Genomic DNA, 23366 nt, shown 5'->3' with positions numbered 1-23366 from the left:
TATGGGTACTAAAGGTAAAAATATGTTTTTAATAATAACCGTTTTAAATATAAAAATACATGTTGACAAAAATTGGTTGGTACCTTATCATAAAGTGTGAAAGCGTTTTATGTAATATTTAGATTTCCTTGAAAGATAAGGAGGAATAAAACATGAATATTGTGGGAGCAAGAGTTGATGAACGCTTGGTTCATGGGCAAGTGGCTAATTTATGGACACCCCAGTTGCAAGTAGAACGGATTATTGTTCTGGACGAAAAAGCAGCTAAAGATGATATTCAAAAGAGTGGTCTTAGAATGGCTACCCCAATGTCTACCAGATTGAGCGTTTTACCAACAGAAGTTGCTGCAGATCATTTAAAGAAAAACCGTTACGGTAAGCAAAGACTGTTTCTGGTAGCAAAAAAACCTGATAAATTTCTCGATTTGCTTAATATGGGTATCAAGCTTGACACCATCAATGTTGGTAATATGTCCAAACAAGATGACACTACTGAATTGACTAAGCAAGTTAATATCAATGAGCATGAAGCCGATGTTTTTAGAGAGATTTCTGGCAAAGGCGTTAACTTAATTGCCCAATTAAATCCTAGTGTTGAGTCACGGGATTTGATGAAATTAATTAATGAAAAGATGAAGTAGGAGGAGAAAAATGGCTTGGTGGCAAATATTACTGCTTACTTTGTATGCAGGATTAGAAATTTTAGATGAATTGCAAATTTATTCATCATTAAACACACCAGTTGGTGCTGGATTGATCGCCGGTCTGATCATGGGAGATCTGCCTACCGGTTTGTTTATCGGCGCGTCAATGCAGTTGACAGTTTTAGGTATCGGTACTTTTGGTGGTGCTTCAAGAATTGACGCTACTACCGGTACAGTTTTGGCAACAGCATTTTCAACTAGTATTAAAGGTATGAGTCCTCAAACAGCTATTTCTTCAATTGCTGTTCCAGTTGCTGCTATTATGATTGAATTGGACGTTTTGGCAAGATTTGCAAACACTTACTTTTCACACAGAATTGATCACTTGATTGATCAAGATAAGATTAACTATAAGGCAGTTGAAAGAAATGTTTTATATGGTGCAATTCCATGGTCACTTTCACGTGCAGTTCCTGTCTTTATTGCATTAGCCTTTGGACAAGGATTGGTACAACAAATTGCAAATGCCTTAAATGGAGACTTGTTGTGGCTGGGTAATGGTTTAACTGTTGCTGGTGCTACATTACCAGCTGTTGGTTTTGCTGTTTTGCTTCGGTACTTACCAGTTAAGAGACATGCAGCATATTTGATACTTGGCTTTACAATTACGACTTTGTTCTCAGTTTTGTTTAGTGGAATGCAAGCTTTGGGTACAGGCCTGTCGGCTGTTAACAAAGGTTTCACCACTATTTTCAATGGCTTGCCAATGCTTGCTATTGCAATGTTAGGATTAGCTCTTGCAATCTTACATTACAAGAATATTCCTATAAATAAAGGTACTGCTCAAGTACAGAGTACTGAAAGTCAAAGTAATGATACAAGTTCAAGCTCTGATGATGATGAAGGAGAGATTACTGATGACGAACTCTAAACCAAAATATAAATTAACTGATCAAGACTTTAATCAAATTAACCGCAGATCTTTGTTTGGCTACCAGTTAGGTTGGAACTACGAAAGAATGCAGAATAGTGGTTACTTGTATACTATTTTGCCGCAATTGAGAAAAATTTATGGTGATGACACCCCCGAATTAAAGGAAATGATGAAGACTCATATGCAGTTCTTCAACACTTCTAATTTCTTTAACACTATTATTACTGGTCTAGATCTTGCTGTTGAGGAAAATGAAGGTATCGAAGGGAAAGATACTGTTACGGGTATTAAAGTTGGTCTGATGGGTTCTTTCGCCGCAATCGGTGACTCAATCTTTGCCTCTTTAATTCCAACTATTTTCGGTGCGTTGGCTGCTTCCATGGCTACTCAAGGAAACCCAGTTGGTGTATTTATTTGGGTAATTGCCTGCCTTTTGATTTGTGTCTTCCGTTGGAAGCAACTACACTTTGCCTATGATAAAGGTGTTTCTCTTGTTACTGACATGAGAGACCGTTTAAACGCTTTAACTGATTCCGCTACAGTTTTGGGTGTATTTATGGTTGGTGCACTTGTTGCCACTATGGTTAATATCAAGTTCTCTTGGGCACCACAAATCGGCAAAGTTACTATGAATGTTCAAAATAATTTGGATATGATCCTACCTAAGCTTTTACCTGCTGCTGTTGTTGGCTTTATATACTGGCTACTGGGTAAGAAAGGCATGACTTCAACCAAAGCAATCTTTATTGTTTTAGTACTTTGTATTGTTTTAGGTGGTCTTGGAGTTATTGCTAAGATATAATTCAGATATTGTAATAGCTCTAAACTAAATAGTATTGAGTATTAAATGGAAAGATAGAGAATGGCAGAAAAAGAATTAATTTTAATTAGTCATGGGAAAATGGCAGAGGGCGTAAAAGATAGTGCCGAATTGATTATGGGCAAGCAAGAACATGTGCATACAGTGTGTTTGCTCCCATCTGAAGGCCCAGATGATTTTAAGTCGAAGCTTGAAGAAAAAATTTCAGGAATGAATATCGAAGATATTACGGTTTTTGCTGATTTAATGGGTGGAACCCCAGCTAATGTAGTTAGTCGCATGATTATGGGTGGTCAAAAGATTCGTTTAATCTCGGGAATGAATTTACCACTGGTAATCGAATGGCTCAATAGTCAAATGAGTGGTGCGGAAACTGATTTTGTAACTGCTGGTAAAGCTGGAATTGTCGATGTTACTGAAATGTTGGCTAATATGAAAAAGTAAACCTATAAACAAAAATAGCGCCTAGTTTTAAAACTAGGCGCTATTTTTTATATTAAATTTAAAACAGTATTTGGATAGTCTCTAATGGTGCTAGAGTTTCATTAATAATAGCAATACCATTTTCAACATTAATGTGGACTTTTGTTTTCCTGACAGAGTTATTGACTTTCCTAATAATTGTAGCTTCATTACTTGTTAGTGGTGCAGATAAGTGCCATTTTATTTGTTGATAGCCATCTAAAGTAAAGTTGGCTAACCAAGCTTTTTGACCATCATTTTCAATAAACAGCTTAACATTTGGCGTTCCCAATAAATAGTCTACTGGCGTAACACTATCAAGTATTTGTTGCAACAGACCCTGTTTGTATGTAGTAAATTGAGATTCCCAGCCATAGCGTGGATCTTGATCCATTGGGAGGATAACGATATGCTGGTCAATAACGGCCATGACGTTACCTAATTTTTCATCAATTGCATTATAAGCAAAAGACCACACTTTTACAAAACTTTGCGGTTGATATTCAATTTTTAAATAGTTTCCTGTTTGCTGCAACATTGTAATTCGCGGACTTTCAACTCCGTCAACAATCTGTCCATCTGCCTGTTCAAAAACTTGATAGTTTGAACGAACTGGATGCCACTCGGCTTTTTCAATATGCAGTAAATTGCCTAAATTTCTGTCTAATAAAACTTGGACACATTCACCATCAAGCAACACAAAATTATTTTTAACTAATTCATTAATTTGTGAATTTGACAAATTACGTAAAAGCTGACCAGAAATAGCAACTACTTCATTTTTCAATGAAGTTTTTTTGCTGATAGGCAGAATCGTTGTAGCAAAACCAAAAGCCCCCAAAAGACTGGCCCAATTCTTTTCGTGAGGTAAAAGTTCCTCGACATTTTTACCAGTTTTAGTTTGCAAAAAGTAACTAGAGTCTTGATCAACCAAAACTTTTATTCCTCTTAAGTGGTCTATCGGCAAGCGATTTGCTAATAGCTGGTTAACAAACGGTTTAATTTGAGCGAGCATTTCTGCATAGTGCCAACTATCATTGATACCGTTGCCCATCATGTCAAATAAATTAAGTAAAATTCCCTGGCTTCCAATTAGGGCGGAAGTAATAATCTGAAATGCGGTAAACGCTTTTGACTTAACTAATGGAGAATACATATAGCTTTCCAATTCAGGGTATAGTTCGGCATTTTCCCCTAAAAATGCAGCAGTAATGCGAGTATATTCTTCAAAATATCTGCCGTATTGTAATGGTGCAACTTCATTATAAGCAGGTAAATGCGGCCGAGCTACCTTGGGATGACCTTCTCCAGCCTGTGCCTTAAATAAATTGTCCCAATCACGACCTTCAAGAGCATGCCAATCAGGATAGGAAGTCATTTGTGCCAGATCTGTCTCAGGACTAACCTTGTGAACAGCTTGTTCAATTATACGCTCGGTTTCAATCATCTCTTGACGAGCCTGATCAAGGTAAATCTGTCTTTCCTCAGTTGGTTCACCAGGCTGCAACATCTTTTTAACAAATTCTGCACGCGTTTCCTTTTTGCCTAATTTTTCGTTATATAGTTGCATGTGATAATCACAAAAGCACATTAATTTGAGGGGTGAATGGTTGTAATGACGAAAATCATCTTCCAGCCATAACCTGCGGGGATGGATGCTGGCATATTGTGCGTAGGTATTTGCTAAATATTTACGCCATGTTGGATCAGCTGGGCAAGCCATATCTTTGGCTTTATTACCATCAATATCAACAAAAGTATTAAAGCCGATTTCAGGATTAACTCGGTATCCTCGATCTGAGTGCATAATGGTTGTCCAGGGATTTAAACTAGTTGTTACACCAATTTTAGAAAGTTCCTTTTGTAAGGGCTTTATAGCATTCAACCATACTTGAGTCTCATTTTTAGTTAAGTGACTATGGTTTAATTCTTCACCGTTTATAAAAAAGGCAACATCATCGATTTTGGCTTTTTTTACAAATTCAATTAGTTTTTCGTTTTTTGCTGGAGTATTTGCTCTTGGATCGAGCATGTATCTTAAAGTATAAATAAAAGTCATATTTGTGTACCTATATAAAACTAATAACTAAGAATAATTTTATCACAGAGATAAATAAATTTCCTTTAAAATTCAGATAAGAAAACTATACTTCAATAGTTTAAATTGTTAATTTTTCTTAAAAAATAACAAATAATATATAAATAAAATTAAAGCATGGGTGGACAAGATATTAAAAATAGCTGTTTATTTATAGAACTAAAGATAATATAATATATTTGTAAAACGCTTTCTAGATAACAAATAATAATTAACAAAAGGGGAAAAATAATGTCGAAACAAAATAATTTTAATAATACAGCAAAAATAAGAAATAAGGACAGACATAATTCTTTTAAGCGAATTGGAGTGGGTGTTGCTTCAATAGCACTAACATCGATTTCTATTGGGATTATGTATTGTCCTTCTCAAGTTGTTAGTGCCAAGGTGGTTACTCATCAGTCTACAAAAAATAAAAAGCATGTAAAGAAGAATAAGAAGATTTTAAAAAAGGCTAGAAAAAATAAGAAATCAGTTTCCGTTATAAAAACTAAAAAAGTAACTAAAAAGATCATTGCTAACAATAATGAAACAATAGAAAACGATCAAAACAATGATACTAATAGTGAAACAATAGAAAATTCTCAAAACAATAATGCTAACAAACAAACTGAAGAGACACAAAGTAAAGTAAGTACTGATGAAACTGGTCAAAATGTCATTACTAGCATTGAAAAGAAAGATAAATATTTTGAAGTTACTTATACTAATGGACAAGTAGCACGACTATATGTATTAAGTCCAAAGATGTTTCGTTATTATATAGATCCCAAGAAAGAATATGGCGATCCTGAACAATCTCAAAAAGATTTAAATGCAAAAATGCTACAAGAAGATGCTTATGGAACGGGTGGATTAGAAGCTACAAAATATGAGGAAACTGAAAATGGTTGGAAGTTGTCAACTGGTACAATTGATATTAACTTTGATAAGACAGCGGGAACTATGAGCGTAAGTAAAGGAAATAGGGTGATTTTACAAGAGGATAAGCCAATTTCTATTACTGATGATTCAAGTACACAAACACTAAAAGACGATAAAGGTAGTAATTATTTTGGTGGAGGAACTCAGAATGGTAGGTTCAATCTGACCGGTGACAAAATTCAAATTGTAAATACCAATAACTGGGTTGATCAAGGTGTAGCGTCTCCTAATCCATTTTACTGGTCATCTAAGGGATATGGTGTCGTGCGTAATACTTTTGCACCAGGTAGTTATGACTTTGATAGCATGTCAGATGGAAATATAGCAACAACTCATAATGAAAATAGATTTGATGCAATTTATTTCTTTGATGACTCCTCTTACGACCTGATTCATGATTACCAAGAGCTAACTGGATTACCTGCTTTGACACCAATCTATGGTTTCTACGAAGCGCACCTAAACGCATATAACCGTGATTACTGGGTTGAAGTTCCCGAAGGAACTTCTGGTGCCATAAAATATCCAGATGGAAAATACTATAAGGAATATCAGCCTGCTGATCTTCCGGCTGATTTGAAGGATAAAGCAATTCGCGAAACTTTAAATGGTGAAAATGGAGGAACTAGTTATCAATTCAGTGCACGGGCAATGATTGATCAATATTTATCTCATGATATGCCCATTGGTTGGTTCTTACCTAATGACGGCTATGGCGCAGGTTATGGTCAAACTGACTCGTTAGAGGGCAATCTAGCAAATTTAGCAGAATTTATTGATTATGCTAATTCGAAAGGGCTGCAAGTAGGTTTGTGGACTCAGCAAAATCTATCACCTGTTGATCCTGCAAATCCTAAGCCTAGTGACCGCGACTTTGAAAAAGAAATTCAAAATGGTGTTACTGCATTAAAAACTGATGTGGCTTGGGTAGGTTATGGTTATTCCTTTGGCCTTAATGCAACTCAAACTGCTGCAAGCATGATTAACAAGATTAAGGGTGATCTTTTACGACCATTTATTATTACTGTGGACGGTTGGGCTGGTACGCAAAATACGGCAGCTGTTTGGACAGGTGATGAAACAGGAGGAGAATGGGAATATATTCGTTTCCAAATACCTACGTATATTGGATCAGGACTTTCAGGTCAACCTAACTCTGCATCAGATATGGATGGCATTTTTGGTGGTGAAAATCCAATTGTTAACGCTAGGGAATATGAATGGAAAGCATTTACTCCGATTCAATTAAATATGGATGGCTGGGGTTATAATCCTAAAAATCCATTTGCATTTGATGAAAATACTACTAATATTAATAGAGCTTACTTGAAACAAAAATCAATGTTAATGCCATATATTTATAGTATAGCTGCAGATTCAACTTTTGCTGGCAAGCCAATGGTTAGAGCAATGTTTCTTGATTACCCAGATTATCCTGAGGCCTACACTAATTTGGTAAAATATCAATATCTTTGGGGTGATAATTTCCTGGTTGCGCCGATTTATCAAAACACGGCAAGTGATGAAAAAGGAAATGATGTTCGTAATGGAATATATTTACCTGATAAAAACCAAATATGGATTGACTATTATACTGGGAAAGAATATCAAGGTGGTCAAGTTCTTAATGATTTTGCTGCTCCAATTTGGAAATTGCCTGTTTTTGTTAAGGCAGGAGCTATTATTCCAGTTGCACCAGCAACGAATACGCCAAAAGATTATCTAAATCTGAAAGAGAATAGACGTGAATTTGAAATTTATCCTTCTGGAAATAGTAATTTTACTGTTTATGATGATGACGGAATTTCTGCACAATACAAAAATGAAAAATACACACGAACTCAGATTCATTCTGCGCTAGATGGCTCTAAGCTGACAATTACAGTCGATCCTACAAAGGGTACTTATCAAGGTATGAATCCTAATAAGACTACAGAATTTGATATCAGAACTAAGTCTAACCCTACTACTATTACTGTTAAGATAGGTTCAAAGGATGTCAAACTACGGCAAGCAAGTGACCTAGAGGATTATCAGAAATCTACTAATGTTTATTTCCTAGATAATTCTTATTTAACAAATTCATATTTGAAAGATATGGGTGAAGGTCTTAAACAAAGCTTTTTACGTATTAAACTTGATAAAACTGATGTTACTCAAAATGGAATTGTAGTGTCACTTGACGGTATCAGTGAAGATGCAAATCCTGTAAATAAAATTCCTGATGAAAGCTCGGAAGTAAAAGTCCCTTCGGATATTAAACAAGATTCTGATAAGACTACACAAAATACTATTGCTATATCATGGACTCCAGTTGACGGAAGTCAAAGTTATAACTTAAAAGTTGATAATGTTTTGTATACTAACATTAAGAAACCGGAATTTATATTAACTGACCTAAAGCCAAATTCACAGCATACATTCCAAGTACAGACTGTAACTGAAACAGCTGTTTCTCCTTGGAGTGATATTCAAACATTTAAGTCAAATGAAGATGAACTTAAAAATGCTGTGAAAGTTACTTATGTCAATACAGAGTCAAATATTAAAGGTACTAATATCTGGCAATCTGGTACACCTGGTGAAAATTTATTTGACGGCGATCTAACTAGTCAAGCACATACCAATTGGTTTACATCGGGTCCAGAACAAGATGCTACACCAATGACTATTACAACTCATTTGGATGGAATTACTGATCTTGACCGTTTTGTTTATGTACCAAGAGATGATGGTGGTAAAAACGGCATGATAAAGGCCATGAATATTCAAACTAGCGTTGATGGCATTCATTGGAAAGAAGCAGGAAGTGGTTCAAACTGGTCTTATGATAAAGATAAAAAGGAAATAAAATTTGCACCTGGTACAAAGGCTTATTGGGTAAAATTTATAATCCCACAAAACAGCACATATAATAAATTTGTCTCTGGTCAAGAATTTTTGCTTTACAAAAAAGATGGTACTAAAGCTGTACTTCCTGGAGATATTAATAATGATGGCGTAATAGATGATAATGATGTAACTTCCTTGTCCAATTATGCGGGAGAGACGCGTGGTAAAGATAATGATTTTGATGGCTATGTTGAAAATGGTGATCTTAATCAAAACGGAATGATTGATGCGTTTGATATCAATTATGTTTTGACTCAATTAGGAAATCCACCAGCAAATATTGATGAAAGTGCCAAAGTTACCCCTTCAGGTAAGCTTACTATTTCTACAGATAAAAACAGCTATAATGAAGGTGATACAGTCACTGTAACTATTAGTGCAAGTAATTTGAAAAATGTCAATACTCTGTCTGCTAGACTGCCATATAGTTCGCAGGAATTAAAATTTGAAGGCATTCAAAATGGAAGCCTAACAGGAAGTATGACAAGTTTCTCTAAGAATAAGACTCATTCAGATAATAGCACGGATATATTTGTAATTTATGGTAATAGAGGAGAAGCACCACTGCTTAATGGTTATGGAACTGTTGCCACAATTAAGTTTACTGCGTTAAAACCATTGAACGGGAAAACTATTACTTTTGGTCTTAAAGATCAAATGCTGGTGAACAAGGGGTCTTTGGAATATGAGCCGGAAGATACTGAAGCAATTAGCATTAAAGTTAAAGAAAAAGCTGAGAATCAGCATAATGATACAGGTAACTCTGGCAATACAGGTAATATCACAAATAGCAATATCACTTCTCCAACAGCAAATACATCGGATCAGACAGAACCAAATAAGGACAAGGATAAAGAAAACACAGACAATAATAAATTTAAGACAAGTAAAGTCTTGATGCATAATGCATATATTTATGATGAAAACAGTCAAAGAAAAGATGATAGTGTTCTAAAAGCTGGCTCTAAGGTAATGGTCCTTGGTAAAAAAGTGATTAATAATAAAGAATACTATGATTTAGGAAATAGTCGCTTTATAGCAGCTGGCAATATTGATGGATTGGATCGCAAACTTCGTCATAATTCATACATATACAATAGGAAGGGAAAGAGAGTAGGACATAAAGTTTTGAAAAAGGGTAAGAAAGTAGAAACTTATGGTAGTGCAATAAAGATAGGATTTAAGAAGTACTACACAATAGGTAAAAACAAATATGTAAAGAAAGTTAATTTCTACTCTATATAATATAAAAACTAAATTAAATCTATCAATTTTTTAAATTACTTAAGTTCCTAAGCGACTAAAATGTTCCCCATAATTAGAATCACTAATTATGGGGTTTTATTTTTCTAACTAGTAAGAGAAAAAATGTTATGACAAAAACTTATCATAAATCTATTTATCCTTACGCAAATTTAGCTTATAATCAGCTTTATCAAACATTTTAAGAAAGATTAATTTTCTTCTAATATGAAGGAGGAGAGAAAAATTAATAAAGCAAGAGTTACACAAAAAAATGTAGAATCTGAAAATTTGAAATTGCAACACATCACTGAAGTAATTAGACAATCTGGTTATTTTGAGATCCACTATGCACATGGATTGACTGGTCGCCTCTACATACTTGATTCAAAAACATTCAGGTTATATATTGATCCAAGCCAGAAATTTCAAGAGCCAGAACAATCAGAAAAAGGATTGCATGCTCAAATTTTCTTGAAAGATATATATAGCGCCAAAGGAATGAATGCTACCAATCTCCATGTAACCAAAAAAGGCTGGCAAATTGATACAGGTGCAGTTGAAATCAATTTAGTTAAAAATGCCGCTACTATGAGTGTTACAAAAAAAGGTAGATTAATATTAAAAGAGGCACGGCCGATTGAACTGACAAATTCGGCAACTGTTCAAACTTTAATTGATCATAATAGTAATTACTTTGGTGGAGGTACCCAAAACGGCCGTTTCACACTAGCAGGAGAAAAAATCGAAATTGTTAATACCAATAACTGGGTTGATCAAGGTGTAGCTTCACCTAATCCTTTTTACTGGTCAACTGCCGGTTACGGTGCAATTCGCAATACTTTTAAGCCCGGACATTATGACTTTAATAGCAATTCGAACGACGAGATTACGACTGTTCATGAAGAAAATCGTTTTGATGCTATTTATTTCTTTGCCGACTCAGCATATGAATTGATTAATGCATATCATAAGCTGACTGGCAGGCCTGCCCTAACACCAGTTTTCGGTTTTTATGAAGCTCATCTAAATGCATATAACCGTGACTATTGGGTTGAGGTCAAATCTGATGAAAAAGGAGCTATCAAATATCCTGATGGCAAGTATTATCGTGAATATCAGCCAAAAGATTTACCGGCAGAATTAAAACCAAAGTCAATCAGAGAAACGTTAAATGGCGAACACGGTGGTATTTCTTATCAATTTAGTGCAAGAGCCATGCTAGAACAATATTTGCAAAATGATATGCCTTTAGGCTGGTTTCTGCCTAATGATGGTTATGGAGCTGGATATGGTCAAACTGATACATTAGCAGGCAACCTTAAGAATTTAGCTGAGTTTGTTAAATATGCTAATAGCAAAGGTGTTCAAGTAGGACTTTGGACCCAGCAAAATCTTGCCCCAGTAGATCCTGAAAATCCTAAACCAGATGATCGTGATTTTGAAAAAGAACTCGTTGCTGGTGTCACTGCACTTAAGACTGATGAGGCATGGGTTGGTCACGGCTATTCGTTCGGCTTAAATGCCACTCAAAGTACTGCCAAGATGATTGCCAAAATCAAAGGTGATCAAGTGCGACCATTTATTATTACTGTTGATGGCTGGGCAGGAACTCAAAATACCAGTACGGTTTGGACTGGAGACGAAGTAGGTGGTGAGTGGGAATATATCCGCTTCCAAATACCAACTTATATCGGCGAAGGACTTTCAGGGCAGCCTAATGTTGCGTCAGACATGGACGGCATTTTTGGAGGTCAAAAGCCAATTATTAACACTAGAGATTATCAGTGGAAAGCTTTCACCCCAATTCAATTAAATATGGATGGCTGGGGCAAGAATCCTAAAAACCCATTTGTATTTGGTGGTATTACAAATAAACTTAACCGTGCATACCTCAAACAAAAGTCAATGATGATGCCATATATTTATAGCATCGCAGCGCAAGCAACCTTTACCAGTAAACCTATGGTGCGTGCAATGTTCTTGGAATATCCTGATGTACCTCAATTTTATACTAATTTGGTCAGATACCAATATTTGTGGGGAGAGAACTTCTTAGTAGCTCCGATTTATCAAGATACTGCCAGTGATGAAGTGGGAAATGATATCAGAAACGAAATTTACTTGCCTGATGAAAAGCAAATCTGGATTGATTACTTTACTGGTCAAGAATATCGTGGCGGTCAAGTAATTAATAACTTTGATGCACCATTATGGAAATTGCCTGTATTTGTTAAAGCAGGAGCAATCGTTCCTGTAGCACCAGCAACTAACACACCTAAGGAATACCTTGATCTGAAAAAGCAGCGGCAATTTGTAGTTTATCCAAGTGAAAACAGTAGCTTTACAGTTTATGAAGATGATGGCTTTTCTGCTAAGTACCAGCAGGGCGATTATGCTCAAACCAAAGTAAGCAGTCATTTGCTGAACTCAGACCTGACTATCAAAATTGACAAAACCAAAGGTACATATGCTGGTTTTGATCCGGAAAAAGCAACAGAAGTTGATATCAGAACTAAAAAGGCACCGGAAGCGATCAAAGCTTTAGTAGGAAATCAAGAAATTAATTTGACTGAAGTAAATAGTATAGCTGAATTTCAAAATCAAGAAAATTGCTATTTCTTTGATCAAAACTACTTAGTTAACCCTTATCTAAAAGAATTTAGTACAGATTTAAATCAGACATTTTTGAGAATAAAAATAAGTCAAATTAATACTAGTCAAAACGAAATAACTATTAAAATCGGTGGTATCGATATAAGTACAAAACCGGTTAACAGTTTGCTAGCAGAAGATGATTCTTTGACAACTCCGACTAATTTAGCACAAGATGATGAAAAAACTACTGCAGATTCCATCACGGTATCATGGCAACCTGTATCTGATTGCGATAGTTATCAGCTCAAAATTGACGATGTCTTATATACTAATATTAAAAAAGCAAGTTATACTTTAAGCAGCCTGAAGTCTGAATCTGAACATACTTTTGAGGTAAGAGCAGTTAAGGACTTAAAGGCATCTCCTTGGGGAACAAGATTTAACTGTAAAACTAAAAAAACTGACAAAGTTGAGCAGAAGTAATTTGCATAAAGCAAGGTAAATGTTTTCTGAATTATTTATAATTGTGAAAAAGTTTACTAAAATTCTTGCTTTTCTTTAAAAGGCAACTTTATCAGTATATAATAATAGTTGTGCGATTAAAGAAAATGTTAAAGGAGATATATAATGAAAACAATTTCTGCAGCAGTTGCCAAACATATGGCAAACTTGTCAACAACTGATGGTATAATCAGTGCTTTGGCAATCGATCAACGTGGCTCTTTGAAAAAGATGTTAGCAGAGGCCGCTAATAAACCTGCTGATGAAACAACTATTGTTGATTTTAAAAAAGCAGTTTCCAGTGAGTTGACTCCTTATGCTTCATCGATTTTGACTGACCCAGAATATGGTTTGCCAGCAACAAAAGTGAGAGATAAAAATTGCGGATTATTACTTTCTTATGAAAAAACCGGGTATGATACAACTGAACCTGGCAGAATGCCTGACTTAATTGCTAATCAGTCTGGATTAAGAATTAAAAATGAAGGCGGAGATGCCATTAAGTTTTTGGTTTACTATGATCCTGATGAAGGTCAAGAAATTAATGATAAAAAGCAAGCTTTCGTTGAAAGAGTTGGTGCAGAAGCTAAAGCTAATGAATTACCATTCTTTTTGGAAGTTTTGACTTATGACGCAAATATCGCTGACGCTAAGAGTGAAGAATTTGCGAAAGTTAAAGCTGATAAGGTTTTGAAGACAATGAAAGAATTTTCAAAGCCTGAATATGATGTAACTGTACTTAAAGTTGAAATTCCGTTTAACATTAAATTTGTTGAAGGTTTTAATGGTGACAACAACGTTGTTTACACTCAAGAAGAAGCTAAGGATCTGCTTAAAAAGCAGTCTGAGATAACTGATTTGCCTTATATTTTCTTATCTGCTGGTGTAACCAGTGAAGAATTTATTGCTGAAATTAAAATGGCTGAAGAAGCAGGGGCTGACTTTAACGGTGTTCTCTGTGGTCGTGCTACCTGGAAACCGGCTATCAAGCCATTTGCTGCTGAAAGTGAAACAGCCGGTAGAAAATGGTTAGCTACTCACGGCAAAGAAAATATTGAAAACTTGAATGAGGCTCTGAAGGGAGCTAAATCTTGGCGTGATAAGCTAGAAGTTGCTGAATAATTTTACTAACTTTGATAATAAGAAGCTAAAAAAGCTTTCTATACTTTGATTAGTATAGAAGGCTTTTTATTTGCTCTTGTAAAAATCGGTTCTAACTGAATAAGCATCACAAAAGATGCGGGTTATTATTTGTAGTGGTAGTCGCGATCTAACCTCATACTCGGGAAAATAATTGGTTTTAGATTTGTAGCCTAAAAAGGATAAAGTTGAAAAAGGCAAAATGCTGCCTGAAGAATTAGTAGTAAAAGTCAAAATTGGGACTTCATTTTTATTTAGCTCTTTAGCTGCGGTAACCAATTCCTCAGTTTCTCCGTTAAGAGTAATAAAAATTACTAATGAATCTTTCTTGATCTTACAGGCAATCGTCTTAATAATATTTGGGTCTGAATGAAATTCGCAATATTTTCCAGTTAATTGTAATTTAACCATCATTTCGTGAGCAATTGATTCAGATAATCCACGAGCAAAGATAAAAACGATTTTAGCTTGTTTAGTCAGCGATATGCTGTCTTCAATTGTGCTGTAACTTAGGTTATGCAGCGTATTATTCATTTCAATTTCGTTTTTAGTAATCACGCTTTTAATTTTATCGTCAGCATCATTTAACACACTAAAAGTAGAATTTGAATTGCTTTTTAGTTTCAAAGATTCGCGGTAAGAGGTGTAACCACTGTAACCCATTTTTTGCATGGTGCGCACAATTGTTGCAGTCGAGACATTTGCAAATTGACTTAGTTTTACTATCGACATATTAGCAATCTTTTGGGGATTATTTTCTACGATATTCCAGAGATGTAATTCTGCTGAGGAAAGTTCTTTATTTGGCATATATGTGCTCCTTTTGTAAATATTTTCCCATTAATTATAGTAAACGCTATCAATTTGGAAAAACGTTACACTTTTTAACTTCTATAATAATAATGCAAAAGGCAAAAAAAGGGGAGAAATCTTTGATTTACACAATAACGTTGAATCCAGCGATTGATTTGGTAATTGTAACCAAAAAGCTGGAACCAAAGGTAGTTAATAGAACTGAAAAATTTGAATTGCAACCTAATGGTAAAGGGGTCAATGTTTCGTTCGTTTTAAAGAAATTAGGCATTGATAGTGTAGCTACTGGTATTGGTGGAGGCTTTACATTAGATTATGTCATTTCAGGTTTAAAGGAAAAGGGGATTCAAACCAATTTCTTGAAGGTAAAAGATCCAACCAGAGTTAATGTTTTTACAGACGTTTTAGATGAAAAAACAGAGTACAAACAAGTTAACCCGGGTCCAGAAGTTAGCTTGGAAAAACAAAACCAATTTTTGGATTATCTTGAAAGCACGCTAACTAAGGATGATATGGTAGTTGTTTCCGGCAGTTTTTCTCGGGGAATTAAACCTCACTATTTAGTACAACTGGCTGAGCTAGTTCAAAAACAGGGGGCAAAATTCGTAGTTGACAGTAGTTACCTTGAAGTAATCGATACTTTAAAATATCGACCGTTTTTACTTAAACCCAATGACGCAGAACTGGCAGCTTTCTTTAATTATGAGGGTAAAATGACAGACGAGAAAACAGTCGCTTTTGCTCAAAAGCTAGTTAAACTAGGTTGCCAAAATGTGTTGGTTTCTTTAGGTGCTGCTGGAGCAGCTTTTATTAATGAACGGCATATCCTGTTTGCCAATGCTCCTAAAATACAAGTGGTTAATTCAGCTTGTGCAGGGGATACAATGCTTGGTACCTTCATTGCCTTTTTGGAAAAGAAAAAACCTATTAGTGAGGCTCTCAAAATAGCTGTAGCTGCAGGAAGCGATACTGCTAGTCGCACTGGTCTCACAGATTTTTCTTTAAATAATTTATTACCACAAATTTCAGTAACAGAAAGGATGAATTAAAGTGGCTAAATATGATTTAGTTGGTGCGACTGGTTGTGCAACTGGCGTTGCCCACACATTTATGGCAGAAGAAGCGCTGGAAAAAGCTGCAGAAAAGCTTGGCTATACCATAAAAATTGAAACACACGGTCAAACGGGTATTGAAAATAATTTAACAAGTGCAGAAATTGCAGATGCGCAAGCCGTAATCGTTGCCTCAGATATTGATGTTGGACTTGATCGTTTTGCGGGCAAACGCTTAGTTGTAGTTCCTGTTGCAAGAGGTGTCAAAGAACCAGATGATTTAATTAAGAAAGCATTAGCGGCTCCTATTTATAAAGAAGGGCAAACAGCTAAAGGTGCAAATACTGAGAATGTTGGGAATCAAAAACTGGGTAATAAGATTTATACATCATTAATGAATGGTGTGTCTCATATGCTGCCGTTTGTTGTTGCCGGCGGTGTGTTGATAGCTATCTCATTTTTCTGGGGAATTGATTCGGCTAATCCTAAAAGCAGTGAATACAATCAATTTGCAGCAATGTTAAACACCGTTGGTAGTACTACTATGAACTTGATGGCTCCAGTTTTAGGAGCTTATATTGCTGAGGCTTTGGCTCAACGGACCGGTTTCGTAGTCGGATTGTCTGCCGGCTTTATTACTTTTAATGGCGGCGGTGGCTTTTTAGGAGCCATCGTTGGCGGTTATCTGGCAGCAATTGTTGTTTTAGGACTGCAGAAACTGTTTCAGCCTCTACCAGATGATAAATTTAGAGGCTTAAAATCAATCTTTCTTTTACCTGTTGTTGGCGTACTAATTACAGGATCAATTATGTACCTGTTAAATACTCCAATTAAAGCACTTAATGTAGGTCTAATGTCCTGGCTTAGAGGTTTTGAAAATACTAATCCTGCCCTGCTAGGAATTATTGTTGGCATAATGTGTGCGGCAGACTTTGGTGGTCCTATTAATAAGGCTGCCTATGTTACAGGTACGGTATTACTGGCTCAAGGAAACTACTACTTTATGGCCGGAGTTTCTGCTGCTTGTATAGCTCCGCCACTTGCAACAGGTTTTGCAGTATTAATGAATCCCAAAGCATATTCTAAAAGTGAAAGAGCAGCTGGTTATGTCAACTTTTTACTGGGATCAACTCATATTACTGAAGGTGCAATTCCATTTGCTGCTAAACACCCGTTATGGAATATCCCGGCTTTTATGATTGGTTCTTCAGTGGCGTCAGTTTTAACCTACCTCACAAAAATCAGTGTGCCTGCTCCTCACGGTGGCTTTATTGTTTTGCCGTTAGTTAATAAACCATTCTTATGGGTATTGTGGATTCTGATTGGATCGGCTATTTCTGGTGCCTTATTAGCTCTAATAGCTGGCAGGTTTGCTAAAAAAGATGCTTTAGCAACTGCAACTGACTCTGCAATTGCGCCTAGTGTTGATAGCCCAACTGACCAACAAGCAGAAAGCAAAGTAGAAACTTTTGATCCAAGTGATATTCTTGACTTACAAAATATTAAAGTTGGTGTTGATGTTGGAAATCGTGAGGAAGCGCTAAAGTATTTAGCAGATTTTGCTGTTAAAAACAATTTGGCTAATGACAGCGAAGCTGTTTACAATAGTTACATTAAACGTGAAAAAGAAGGTTCTACGGGGATGACGGACGGTTTTGCCATTCCCCATGCCCAATCAGCAGCAATTGCCAAGTCTTCAATGATCGTTTTAAAACTCAAACAACCGATTGATTGGCAATCATTAGATGGTAAGAAGATTGACACGGTTATTTCTTTTCTGATACCACAAGTCGATAGTAATGCTCACTTGCAATACTTATCAAATACTGCCAAGCTTTTGACTCACGCAGACTTTATTGCCAAGTTAAAAGCAGCTAATACGCCTGCAGAAATTCAAAATTTGTTTGAAAATAATTAATATATAAAAAAGCACAAGGCTAAATAAAGTGAGGTCCGCAAGTTTTCTAACTTACGAACCTCATTTCGTTTGCACTTTTAAATTTTATAGTCGGACCTATTCATATTAATTTACAGGTAGCTGTTATACTAAAAGCACAAAAAAAGAAAGCATATTAATGCTTCCTGGTTTAAACAATTAGTCTTCAACCTTTTTTGCTTCATTTAATGCCTTCATAATTGAAGGATTTTTTGAATGGCAATCTTCAAGCATCTGCAAATCTTTTTCGTCCAATGTGACTTCAAACTTACTCATTCTGTAATTTCCTTTCTACCAAATTTTAAATTAACTATATCACTTTTATAGCATAAATATGCAAAGCTAGCTAATGTTTTTCATTTATGTTGCAAAGGTGATTTCTTTTTCTTTAAAGAGTGGTTTACAAACAAATGTTCTTAAAACCAATAATTAGCTTTGTGACCCTGTTCTAATTACATTTTTTGAATTAAATAGCAGTTAACTTTGTATTACAATTGTGACATTTTTAACAATTTAGGTAATTAATTCTTAAAGGTTGAGTGATATTCTTGTTATGATTCTGCAATTTTGAGGTAGTACCATATATAGTATCAAATTGAATAATATTTTACTATACTCAATTTGAGAAATATATTATAGATTTTTGTTTAAGGAGAGAATTTTTTTGAAGGTAAAATCTATCTTAGTTAAATCAGCAGCAGTAGCAGCATTATCTGCTTCAGGTGTTGCAATTATGACTAGCGTTAAAGCAAATGACGTTCAAGCAGCTACAGTAGAAAATGATGCAGCAGTTGTAACAGTTAACTACGTTGATGGCAATTCAATTCGCGTGTGGAACAGTTACAAACATCCTGAAGCTACTGGGCAAATTTTACCAAGTAATTCTTCTTGGAAAGTCATTAAAACTGCTTACGATAAAAAGGGTCACAAGTGGTATGACTTAGGCAAGAACCAATGGGTTAAGGCTAAATACGTTAATAAAGGCTATCATCCAGTAAATGAATCTCAAAACTTTGCAACTAGCAGTCAAACAGAAAACAGTACAGTTTCTAATGCTAATAATGTAGAAACTACGAATTATACTAACAATACTGCAGCTACAAATATTAATTACACAACTGCTTCATCTGATTCAGAGGCTGGAGCAAAGTCGTGGATTGCCAGTCGTGAATCTGGTGGCTCATACAGTGCACAAAATGGTCAATATATTGGTAAATATCAGCTTTCTGCTGCATACCTTAACGGAGACTATTCAGCTGCTAACCAAGAACGTGTTGCTAACAACTACGTTACTAATCGTTACGGCTCATGGGCAGCAGCTAAACAATTCTGGCAAGCTAATGGCTGGTACTAATTAGTTAGTCAGTTTAAAAACAGAATATTTAAAAAAGTAAGCAGACACTGGTTGAAAAACTGATGTGAACACTAAAATTAGGATACTTTATTAGTTGTTAATTGAGGACTAACTGCCGATATTTAATCGGAGTTAGTCCTTTTAGTTTGATCTTACTTCTTTTCTGATTGTAATACTCAATGTAGTCTCTGATTACTTCTTTAAGTTCATTGAAATTTTCAAACTACTTTTCAAAACTGTAAAACATTTCATTTGAATTTGCCGAAGAAACTTTCTCATTATTCCCTCATTATGAAAATTGCTTTTTCGTGCCGTTGATTGGCTAAAGACATGATTTTTGAGCTACTCTTGAAATTAGGTGCTTAAGTATTGTCAACTTGCTCGTTTTCCGAGGGCTTGCTCCTTAAAGTCATTTATATAAGTCTGGTCTAAAATAGCTAGGGCATGAGGTGCAATCATTGCTAGCAAGTAAACAATATTGGCCCTTCTAACTGGATAACTTCGACTTAATTCACCAAAATTAATTTGATAAAAATGAAAAGTGATAGATTTCAACTTTAACTTGCTTAGATAGTTTAGCAAAAAATATCTCCTAAATTTAGAGGCCTTATTAATAAAACCCAATGCTTGTTTTTAATTTAGTTTGTGTAAATTAATTTCGTTTTAACAATGTATCTCCTATTTGTTAAGTCAATAATATAACCACTTTTAATACCTGCAATAGCTAGTTATTGCATTAACTGATAGAGCAGATTTCTAATAAAGCCTAGCACGTTTTTTGAAAATTTTGTTAGTTTTATAGTTTAATTACACCGCAATTCGTCAAAACATCCATGCGCTTTCGATATATATATATATATATATTTCAAAAACTGACTAAAAAATTATTTACTTTTGCACAAATATATAATAGTATAGATATATAACAGCTGTTATTATTAAGCTTGTAGGAGAAATAAATGAAACATATTAGTCGTAAGAATATTATTAGTTTTATCGGAAGTATTACTTTAGTTTTCCTTAGTTTATTTTGTGTCACTACTGTAATGGCACGTACAACTAAATTTGGAACAGCACATAGAGGTGCATGGAGTACTGAAACTTTGAATGTATATTATCATGGTGGCGTATACTTCTATCCCCACTATGCTACTCATACTAAGAGAGGATTTGCGAAATATACTAGAGGGGGTAAGACCATCACAAAAAATAAAACTTCATCCGTTGGTAACCTTGGTAAATATCGTAAACACTACCCAAAATCTGAAAAAATTCAAGTTAAGATTCATTGCTGGGACAGCTTTAATCCGCATGCACCAAAAACGAGATTTTATTATAAGTTTAAATAATTTATTATTGTAAGTAAGGTTTTGATTTATTAGTGAATAAAAATGTTTTAAAGTCAACTGATTTTTGTTATAGCTTTTTGACGGAATTATTAAACAACATTGTAATTGCATTATATATTTTGAATAATCTTGCTCCCAAGTATATTCCTGGTACTTTGCAACTGATTTTTAATAGCAATATTCTTGTCCTATTTATCCCAATATTTCTTAACACTGTTACTCTTCTCTTCATGTATCACTTAGATGAACATACAAGAAAAGAGAAACAAGTGCGAATTATAGTTGGATCAACAATACGACGCATGAAGTATCAAAGCACGTCATTATTAATGATTACTAATTTTGTTACTGTAATTTTCATTTGCATAATTATTATGTGTATATATTCAATTTTTGAAAAACTTTACTTAATTTTTATTGTGACAAGCATGCTTAGATTAAGCATACTAGTGATTATTACTCTTATTAAAACTTAATTTATAAAAGGGAGCTCAAAATAGTGTATAGTGAATTTATTAAAAATGTATTTTTAAAACGTGTGGTTTTAGTCCTCTTAACTTTGGTTACTATGGTGTCCTTTAGTTTCATTTCCTATACTCTTATCCGTTCTAACTTACATGTCTTACAAAGCAAGAACGATTTACAACAATTAATTAAAAAAGATGTATTTATGGGAAATGACCAAACGAGTAGTGATCAAATTGATTATATTTTTGACGAAAAAAATTCTAAAAGATCGAATAAAAAAGCACAGAAATTGTTTAATTATATTGATCATAACTATGATTATTCATCTAGTTGGTCAGATCAAATTGATATGCCAAATGGATATAGAAACATAGAAATATATACAATTAATAGTAATTTCTTTAAATTTTATCCTCTTAAAGTTAAAAAGGGGAGATTGTTTTCAAAATCAGATTATATTGGTAATAAAAAAGAGATACCAGTGATAGTTGGTGCAGGATTAAGGAAAGTAAAACTCGGATCAACTTTTAAGGATTTAAATCAGCCAGTTGGGAAAAAAGAAACTTATAAAGTTATTGGCATCTTGAAAGAAAATACAAGATTACCATCGGCTTACATGTTGGATGGAAGTTATATGCTCAATAAAACTATATTTAGACCGTTGACTGATAAAGATAAGAAGCATATTAATGTAGATCAACTAACTGGAATGTATCAAGATTTATTAATCTACAATACTTCTAAAACTAAAGTTTCAAAACTATCTAAAACTATTAGAAAAGAAAACCTTGGTAATGTTAAGTTTTATTCAATAAAAGAAAACATTAAATTTTTCTATTCGACCTACAACTCAAGAGCTTTATTATACCTAGTATTATCATTGGTCATGTTGATAATTTTCATAGGATTATTCTTATGGAATATTTGGAAAAGTTTATCAGAATCAAGACAAGAAATTGCAATTAGAATTTCACTTGGGTTGAGAAAATATCATTTGTATATCATAACTTTTCTGTATCAGTTATTGCTTACAATATTTTCATTCATACCAGTTACTATCTACGCGGTTAGAAATTCCTATGTATTAGCAACAGATAGCTTTGATGATCAAACACAAATAATTTTATCATCTCCTCTTCCTAGAATAGAATCAATCAGCTTAATTCTTAGTTTTTTAATATTATTGGTTATAGGTACTTTTTCCTCCATGTTAATTATTTATAAATTTAATAAATCACCTTTAACCTTAAGAATGGGGAGCGACTCATGAGTAAAGTAGTAAATATTAAACATTTAAGTAAAAGCTTTGAAAAAAATAAATTTATTTTAAAGGATATTGATTTTTCTTTAGAAAAAGGTTCTATGACAGCATTAATTGGTGCTTCTGGTGAAGGTAAGACAACTTTTTTGAATTTGATCGGTTCACTAGATAATTCATACAATGGTCAAATTATTGTTGCAGGGCAAGATTTATCACTGTGCAACGATAAAAAATTATCACATTTACGCAATACAAAAATTGGATTTGTATTACAAGAACCAATCTTAATTCAAAGACTTTCAGTAGAACAAAATATTTTATTGCCCACAGTTTATTTGCCTTCAAAAGCAAAGAACAAAGCAAAAATTATAAGTAGAATGCATAAGTTGGCTCAATATTTAGATATAGATTCTCTCCTCCCAAGAAATCCAAATACCTTATCAGGTGGACAAAAGCAACGAGTTGTTGCTGTTAGAGCTCTAATTAATGATCCAGAAATTGTATTAGCAGATGAACCTACTGGGTCCCTAGATGAAAAAAACGCTAAAACTATCATAAGGCTGTTTAAAAAGATAAAAGATGAAGGTAAAGCAATTTTGACAGTGACGCATGATAAAGAAGTTGCTGCACTGCACGAAAATATATTTAGACTTAGTAATGGGAAAATTACGAAAGTAAATTAAAGAAAGTGGCGTAACTATGGGATTTGGAATAATGAGCCTATCTTTTATACTAGGACTGATATTAGTTATTCTCTGTTTAAAGAAGAACTTTGCTAAGGAAATTAGGTTAAGTTTATTATTTGTAGGAATTATACTGATAGCATTTGCAGTATATTTAGCTTTATAGCTCATATAAGAGAGAGATTTTCTAAAAGA

At 34.4% G+C, this 23366-nt stretch carries 15 protein-coding genes and 1 pseudogene; 13 read left to right on the top strand and 3 right to left on the bottom strand.

Annotated features, from left to right (window positions below; all coding sequences use genetic code 11):
• Positions 1-152: 152 nt before the first annotated feature.
• The 4 genes from LDM90_RS07735 to LDM90_RS07720 are packed head-to-tail and all read left to right on the top strand — an operon-like array spanning position 153 to position 2842.
• Complete coding sequence (locus LDM90_RS07735; protein WP_223897469.1) at positions 153-641, top strand: PTS sugar transporter subunit IIB; 489 nt, start codon at positions 153-155, stop codon at positions 639-641.
• Between the two features lie 10 nt (positions 642-651).
• Complete coding sequence (locus LDM90_RS07730; protein WP_198213907.1) at positions 652-1575, top strand: PTS mannose/fructose/sorbose/N-acetylgalactosamine transporter subunit IIC; 924 nt, start codon at positions 652-654, stop codon at positions 1573-1575.
• Positions 1562-2380: a PTS system mannose/fructose/sorbose family transporter subunit IID gene (locus LDM90_RS07725; RefSeq protein ID WP_198213909.1), complete on the top strand. Its 819-nt coding sequence runs from the start codon at positions 1562-1564 to the stop codon at positions 2378-2380. The genes LDM90_RS07730 and LDM90_RS07725 overlap by 14 nt, the downstream gene beginning before the upstream one ends.
• Before the next feature lie 60 nt (positions 2381-2440).
• On the top strand, positions 2441-2842 hold the full coding sequence (locus LDM90_RS07720) for a PTS sugar transporter subunit IIA (RefSeq protein ID WP_187155070.1): 402 nt from the start codon (positions 2441-2443) through the stop codon (positions 2840-2842).
• 58 nt (positions 2843-2900) lie between these two features.
• Here LDM90_RS07720 and LDM90_RS07715 read toward each other — a convergent pair whose 3' ends face one another.
• The gene (locus LDM90_RS07715) at positions 2901-4919 is read right to left on the bottom strand and encodes a hypothetical protein (protein ID WP_223897471.1); all 2019 of its coding nucleotides are present in this window, start codon (positions 4917-4919) and stop codon (positions 2901-2903) included.
• Positions 4920-5189: 270 nt separating this feature from the next.
• Between LDM90_RS07715 and LDM90_RS07710 the strand changes: the two genes are divergently transcribed.
• From LDM90_RS07710 to LDM90_RS07700, 3 genes are all read left to right on the top strand, one after another.
• Positions 5190-10019: an SLAP domain-containing protein gene (locus LDM90_RS07710; RefSeq protein WP_223897473.1), complete on the top strand. Its 4830-nt coding sequence runs from the start codon at positions 5190-5192 to the stop codon at positions 10017-10019.
• A 225-nt stretch (positions 10020-10244) separates the two neighbouring features.
• A complete protein-coding gene (locus LDM90_RS07705; protein WP_223898751.1) occupies positions 10245-13097 on the top strand; it encodes a TIM-barrel domain-containing protein in 2853 nt (950 codons plus the stop codon).
• Positions 13098-13241: 144 nt separating this feature from the next.
• The gene (locus LDM90_RS07700) at positions 13242-14237 is read left to right on the top strand and encodes a tagatose 1,6-diphosphate aldolase (protein WP_187161120.1); all 996 of its coding nucleotides are present in this window, start codon (positions 13242-13244) and stop codon (positions 14235-14237) included.
• Between the two features lie 66 nt (positions 14238-14303).
• On the opposite strand, the gene LDM90_RS07695 is transcribed toward LDM90_RS07700, so the two are convergent.
• Positions 14304-15065 carry a MurR/RpiR family transcriptional regulator gene (locus tag LDM90_RS07695; protein WP_223897476.1) on the bottom strand — a complete coding sequence of 254 codons (762 nt, stop codon included), beginning with the start codon at positions 15063-15065 and terminating at the stop codon, positions 14304-14306.
• Between the two features lie 122 nt (positions 15066-15187).
• Here LDM90_RS07695 and pfkB point away from each other — a divergent pair, with 122 nt between their 5' ends.
• From pfkB to apf, 3 genes are all read left to right on the top strand, one after another.
• Positions 15188-16117 (top strand): 1-phosphofructokinase, encoded by a 930-nt coding sequence (gene pfkB, locus LDM90_RS07690; RefSeq protein ID WP_223897478.1) that lies wholly within the window; start codon positions 15188-15190, stop codon positions 16115-16117.
• 1 nt (position 16118) lies between these two features.
• Positions 16119-18038: a fructose-specific PTS transporter subunit EIIC gene (locus LDM90_RS07685; RefSeq protein WP_223897480.1), complete on the top strand. Its 1920-nt coding sequence runs from the start codon at positions 16119-16121 to the stop codon at positions 18036-18038.
• A gap of 682 nt (positions 18039-18720) precedes the next feature.
• A complete protein-coding gene (gene apf, locus LDM90_RS07680; RefSeq protein WP_187155078.1) occupies positions 18721-19410 on the top strand; it encodes an aggregation-promoting factor in 690 nt (229 codons plus the stop codon).
• Positions 19411-19507: 97 nt separating this feature from the next.
• On the opposite strand, the pseudogene LDM90_RS09510 reads toward apf, so the two are convergent.
• Positions 19508-19621 (bottom strand): annotated as a pseudogene (locus LDM90_RS09510) (IS3 family transposase); the annotation flags it as partial.
• A gap of 748 nt (positions 19622-20369) precedes the next feature.
• Between LDM90_RS09510 and LDM90_RS07670 the strand changes: the two are divergent.
• The 3 genes from LDM90_RS07670 to LDM90_RS07660 all read left to right on the top strand — a co-directional run bounded on the left by LDM90_RS07670 (position 20370) and on the right by LDM90_RS07660 (position 23171).
• The gene (locus tag LDM90_RS07670) at positions 20370-20759 is read left to right on the top strand and encodes a hypothetical protein (protein ID WP_223897482.1); all 390 of its coding nucleotides are present in this window, start codon (positions 20370-20372) and stop codon (positions 20757-20759) included.
• Between the two features lie 499 nt (positions 20760-21258).
• On the top strand, positions 21259-22497 hold the full coding sequence (locus LDM90_RS07665; protein ID WP_223897484.1) for an ABC transporter permease: 1239 nt from the start codon (positions 21259-21261) through the stop codon (positions 22495-22497).
• A complete protein-coding gene (locus tag LDM90_RS07660; RefSeq protein ID WP_198213921.1) occupies positions 22494-23171 on the top strand; it encodes an ABC transporter ATP-binding protein in 678 nt (225 codons plus the stop codon). The genes LDM90_RS07665 and LDM90_RS07660 overlap by 4 nt, the downstream gene beginning before the upstream one ends.
• Positions 23172-23366 lie beyond the last annotated feature (195 nt).

It is taken from the genome of Lactobacillus huangpiensis (genome assembly GCF_019972815.1).
Taxonomy (GTDB): Bacteria; Bacillota; Bacilli; order Lactobacillales; family Lactobacillaceae; genus Lactobacillus; species Lactobacillus huangpiensis.
Note: the sequence above shows the minus strand (reverse complement) of the source record. Positions and strands in the feature narration are given on the sequence as shown.

What these genes read in the sequence shown, in the direction of transcription:
- LDM90_RS07735 (WP_223897469.1), top strand. Translation starts at nt 153, where the DNA reads ATGAATATTGTGGGAGCAAGAGTTGATGAACGCTTGGTTCATGGGCAA.
- LDM90_RS07730 (WP_198213907.1), top strand. Translation starts at nt 652, where the DNA reads ATGGCTTGGTGGCAAATATTACTGCTTACTTTGTATGCAGGATTAGAA.
- LDM90_RS07725 (WP_198213909.1), top strand. Translation starts at nt 1,562, where the DNA reads ATGACGAACTCTAAACCAAAATATAAATTAACTGATCAAGACTTTAAT.
- LDM90_RS07720 (WP_187155070.1), top strand. Translation starts at nt 2,441, where the DNA reads ATGGCAGAAAAAGAATTAATTTTAATTAGTCATGGGAAAATGGCAGAG.
- LDM90_RS07715 (WP_223897471.1), bottom strand. Translation starts at nt 4,919, where the DNA reads ATGACTTTTATTTATACTTTAAGATACATGCTCGATCCAAGAGCAAAT.
- LDM90_RS07710 (WP_223897473.1), top strand. Translation starts at nt 5,190, where the DNA reads ATGTCGAAACAAAATAATTTTAATAATACAGCAAAAATAAGAAATAAG.
- LDM90_RS07705 (WP_223898751.1), top strand. Translation starts at nt 10,245, where the DNA reads ATGAAGGAGGAGAGAAAAATTAATAAAGCAAGAGTTACACAAAAAAAT.
- LDM90_RS07700 (WP_187161120.1), top strand. Translation starts at nt 13,242, where the DNA reads ATGAAAACAATTTCTGCAGCAGTTGCCAAACATATGGCAAACTTGTCA.
- LDM90_RS07695 (WP_223897476.1), bottom strand. Translation starts at nt 15,065, where the DNA reads ATGCCAAATAAAGAACTTTCCTCAGCAGAATTACATCTCTGGAATATC.
- LDM90_RS07670 (WP_223897482.1), top strand. Translation starts at nt 20,370, where the DNA reads ATGAAACATATTAGTCGTAAGAATATTATTAGTTTTATCGGAAGTATT.
- LDM90_RS07660 (WP_198213921.1), top strand. Translation starts at nt 22,494, where the DNA reads ATGAGTAAAGTAGTAAATATTAAACATTTAAGTAAAAGCTTTGAAAAA.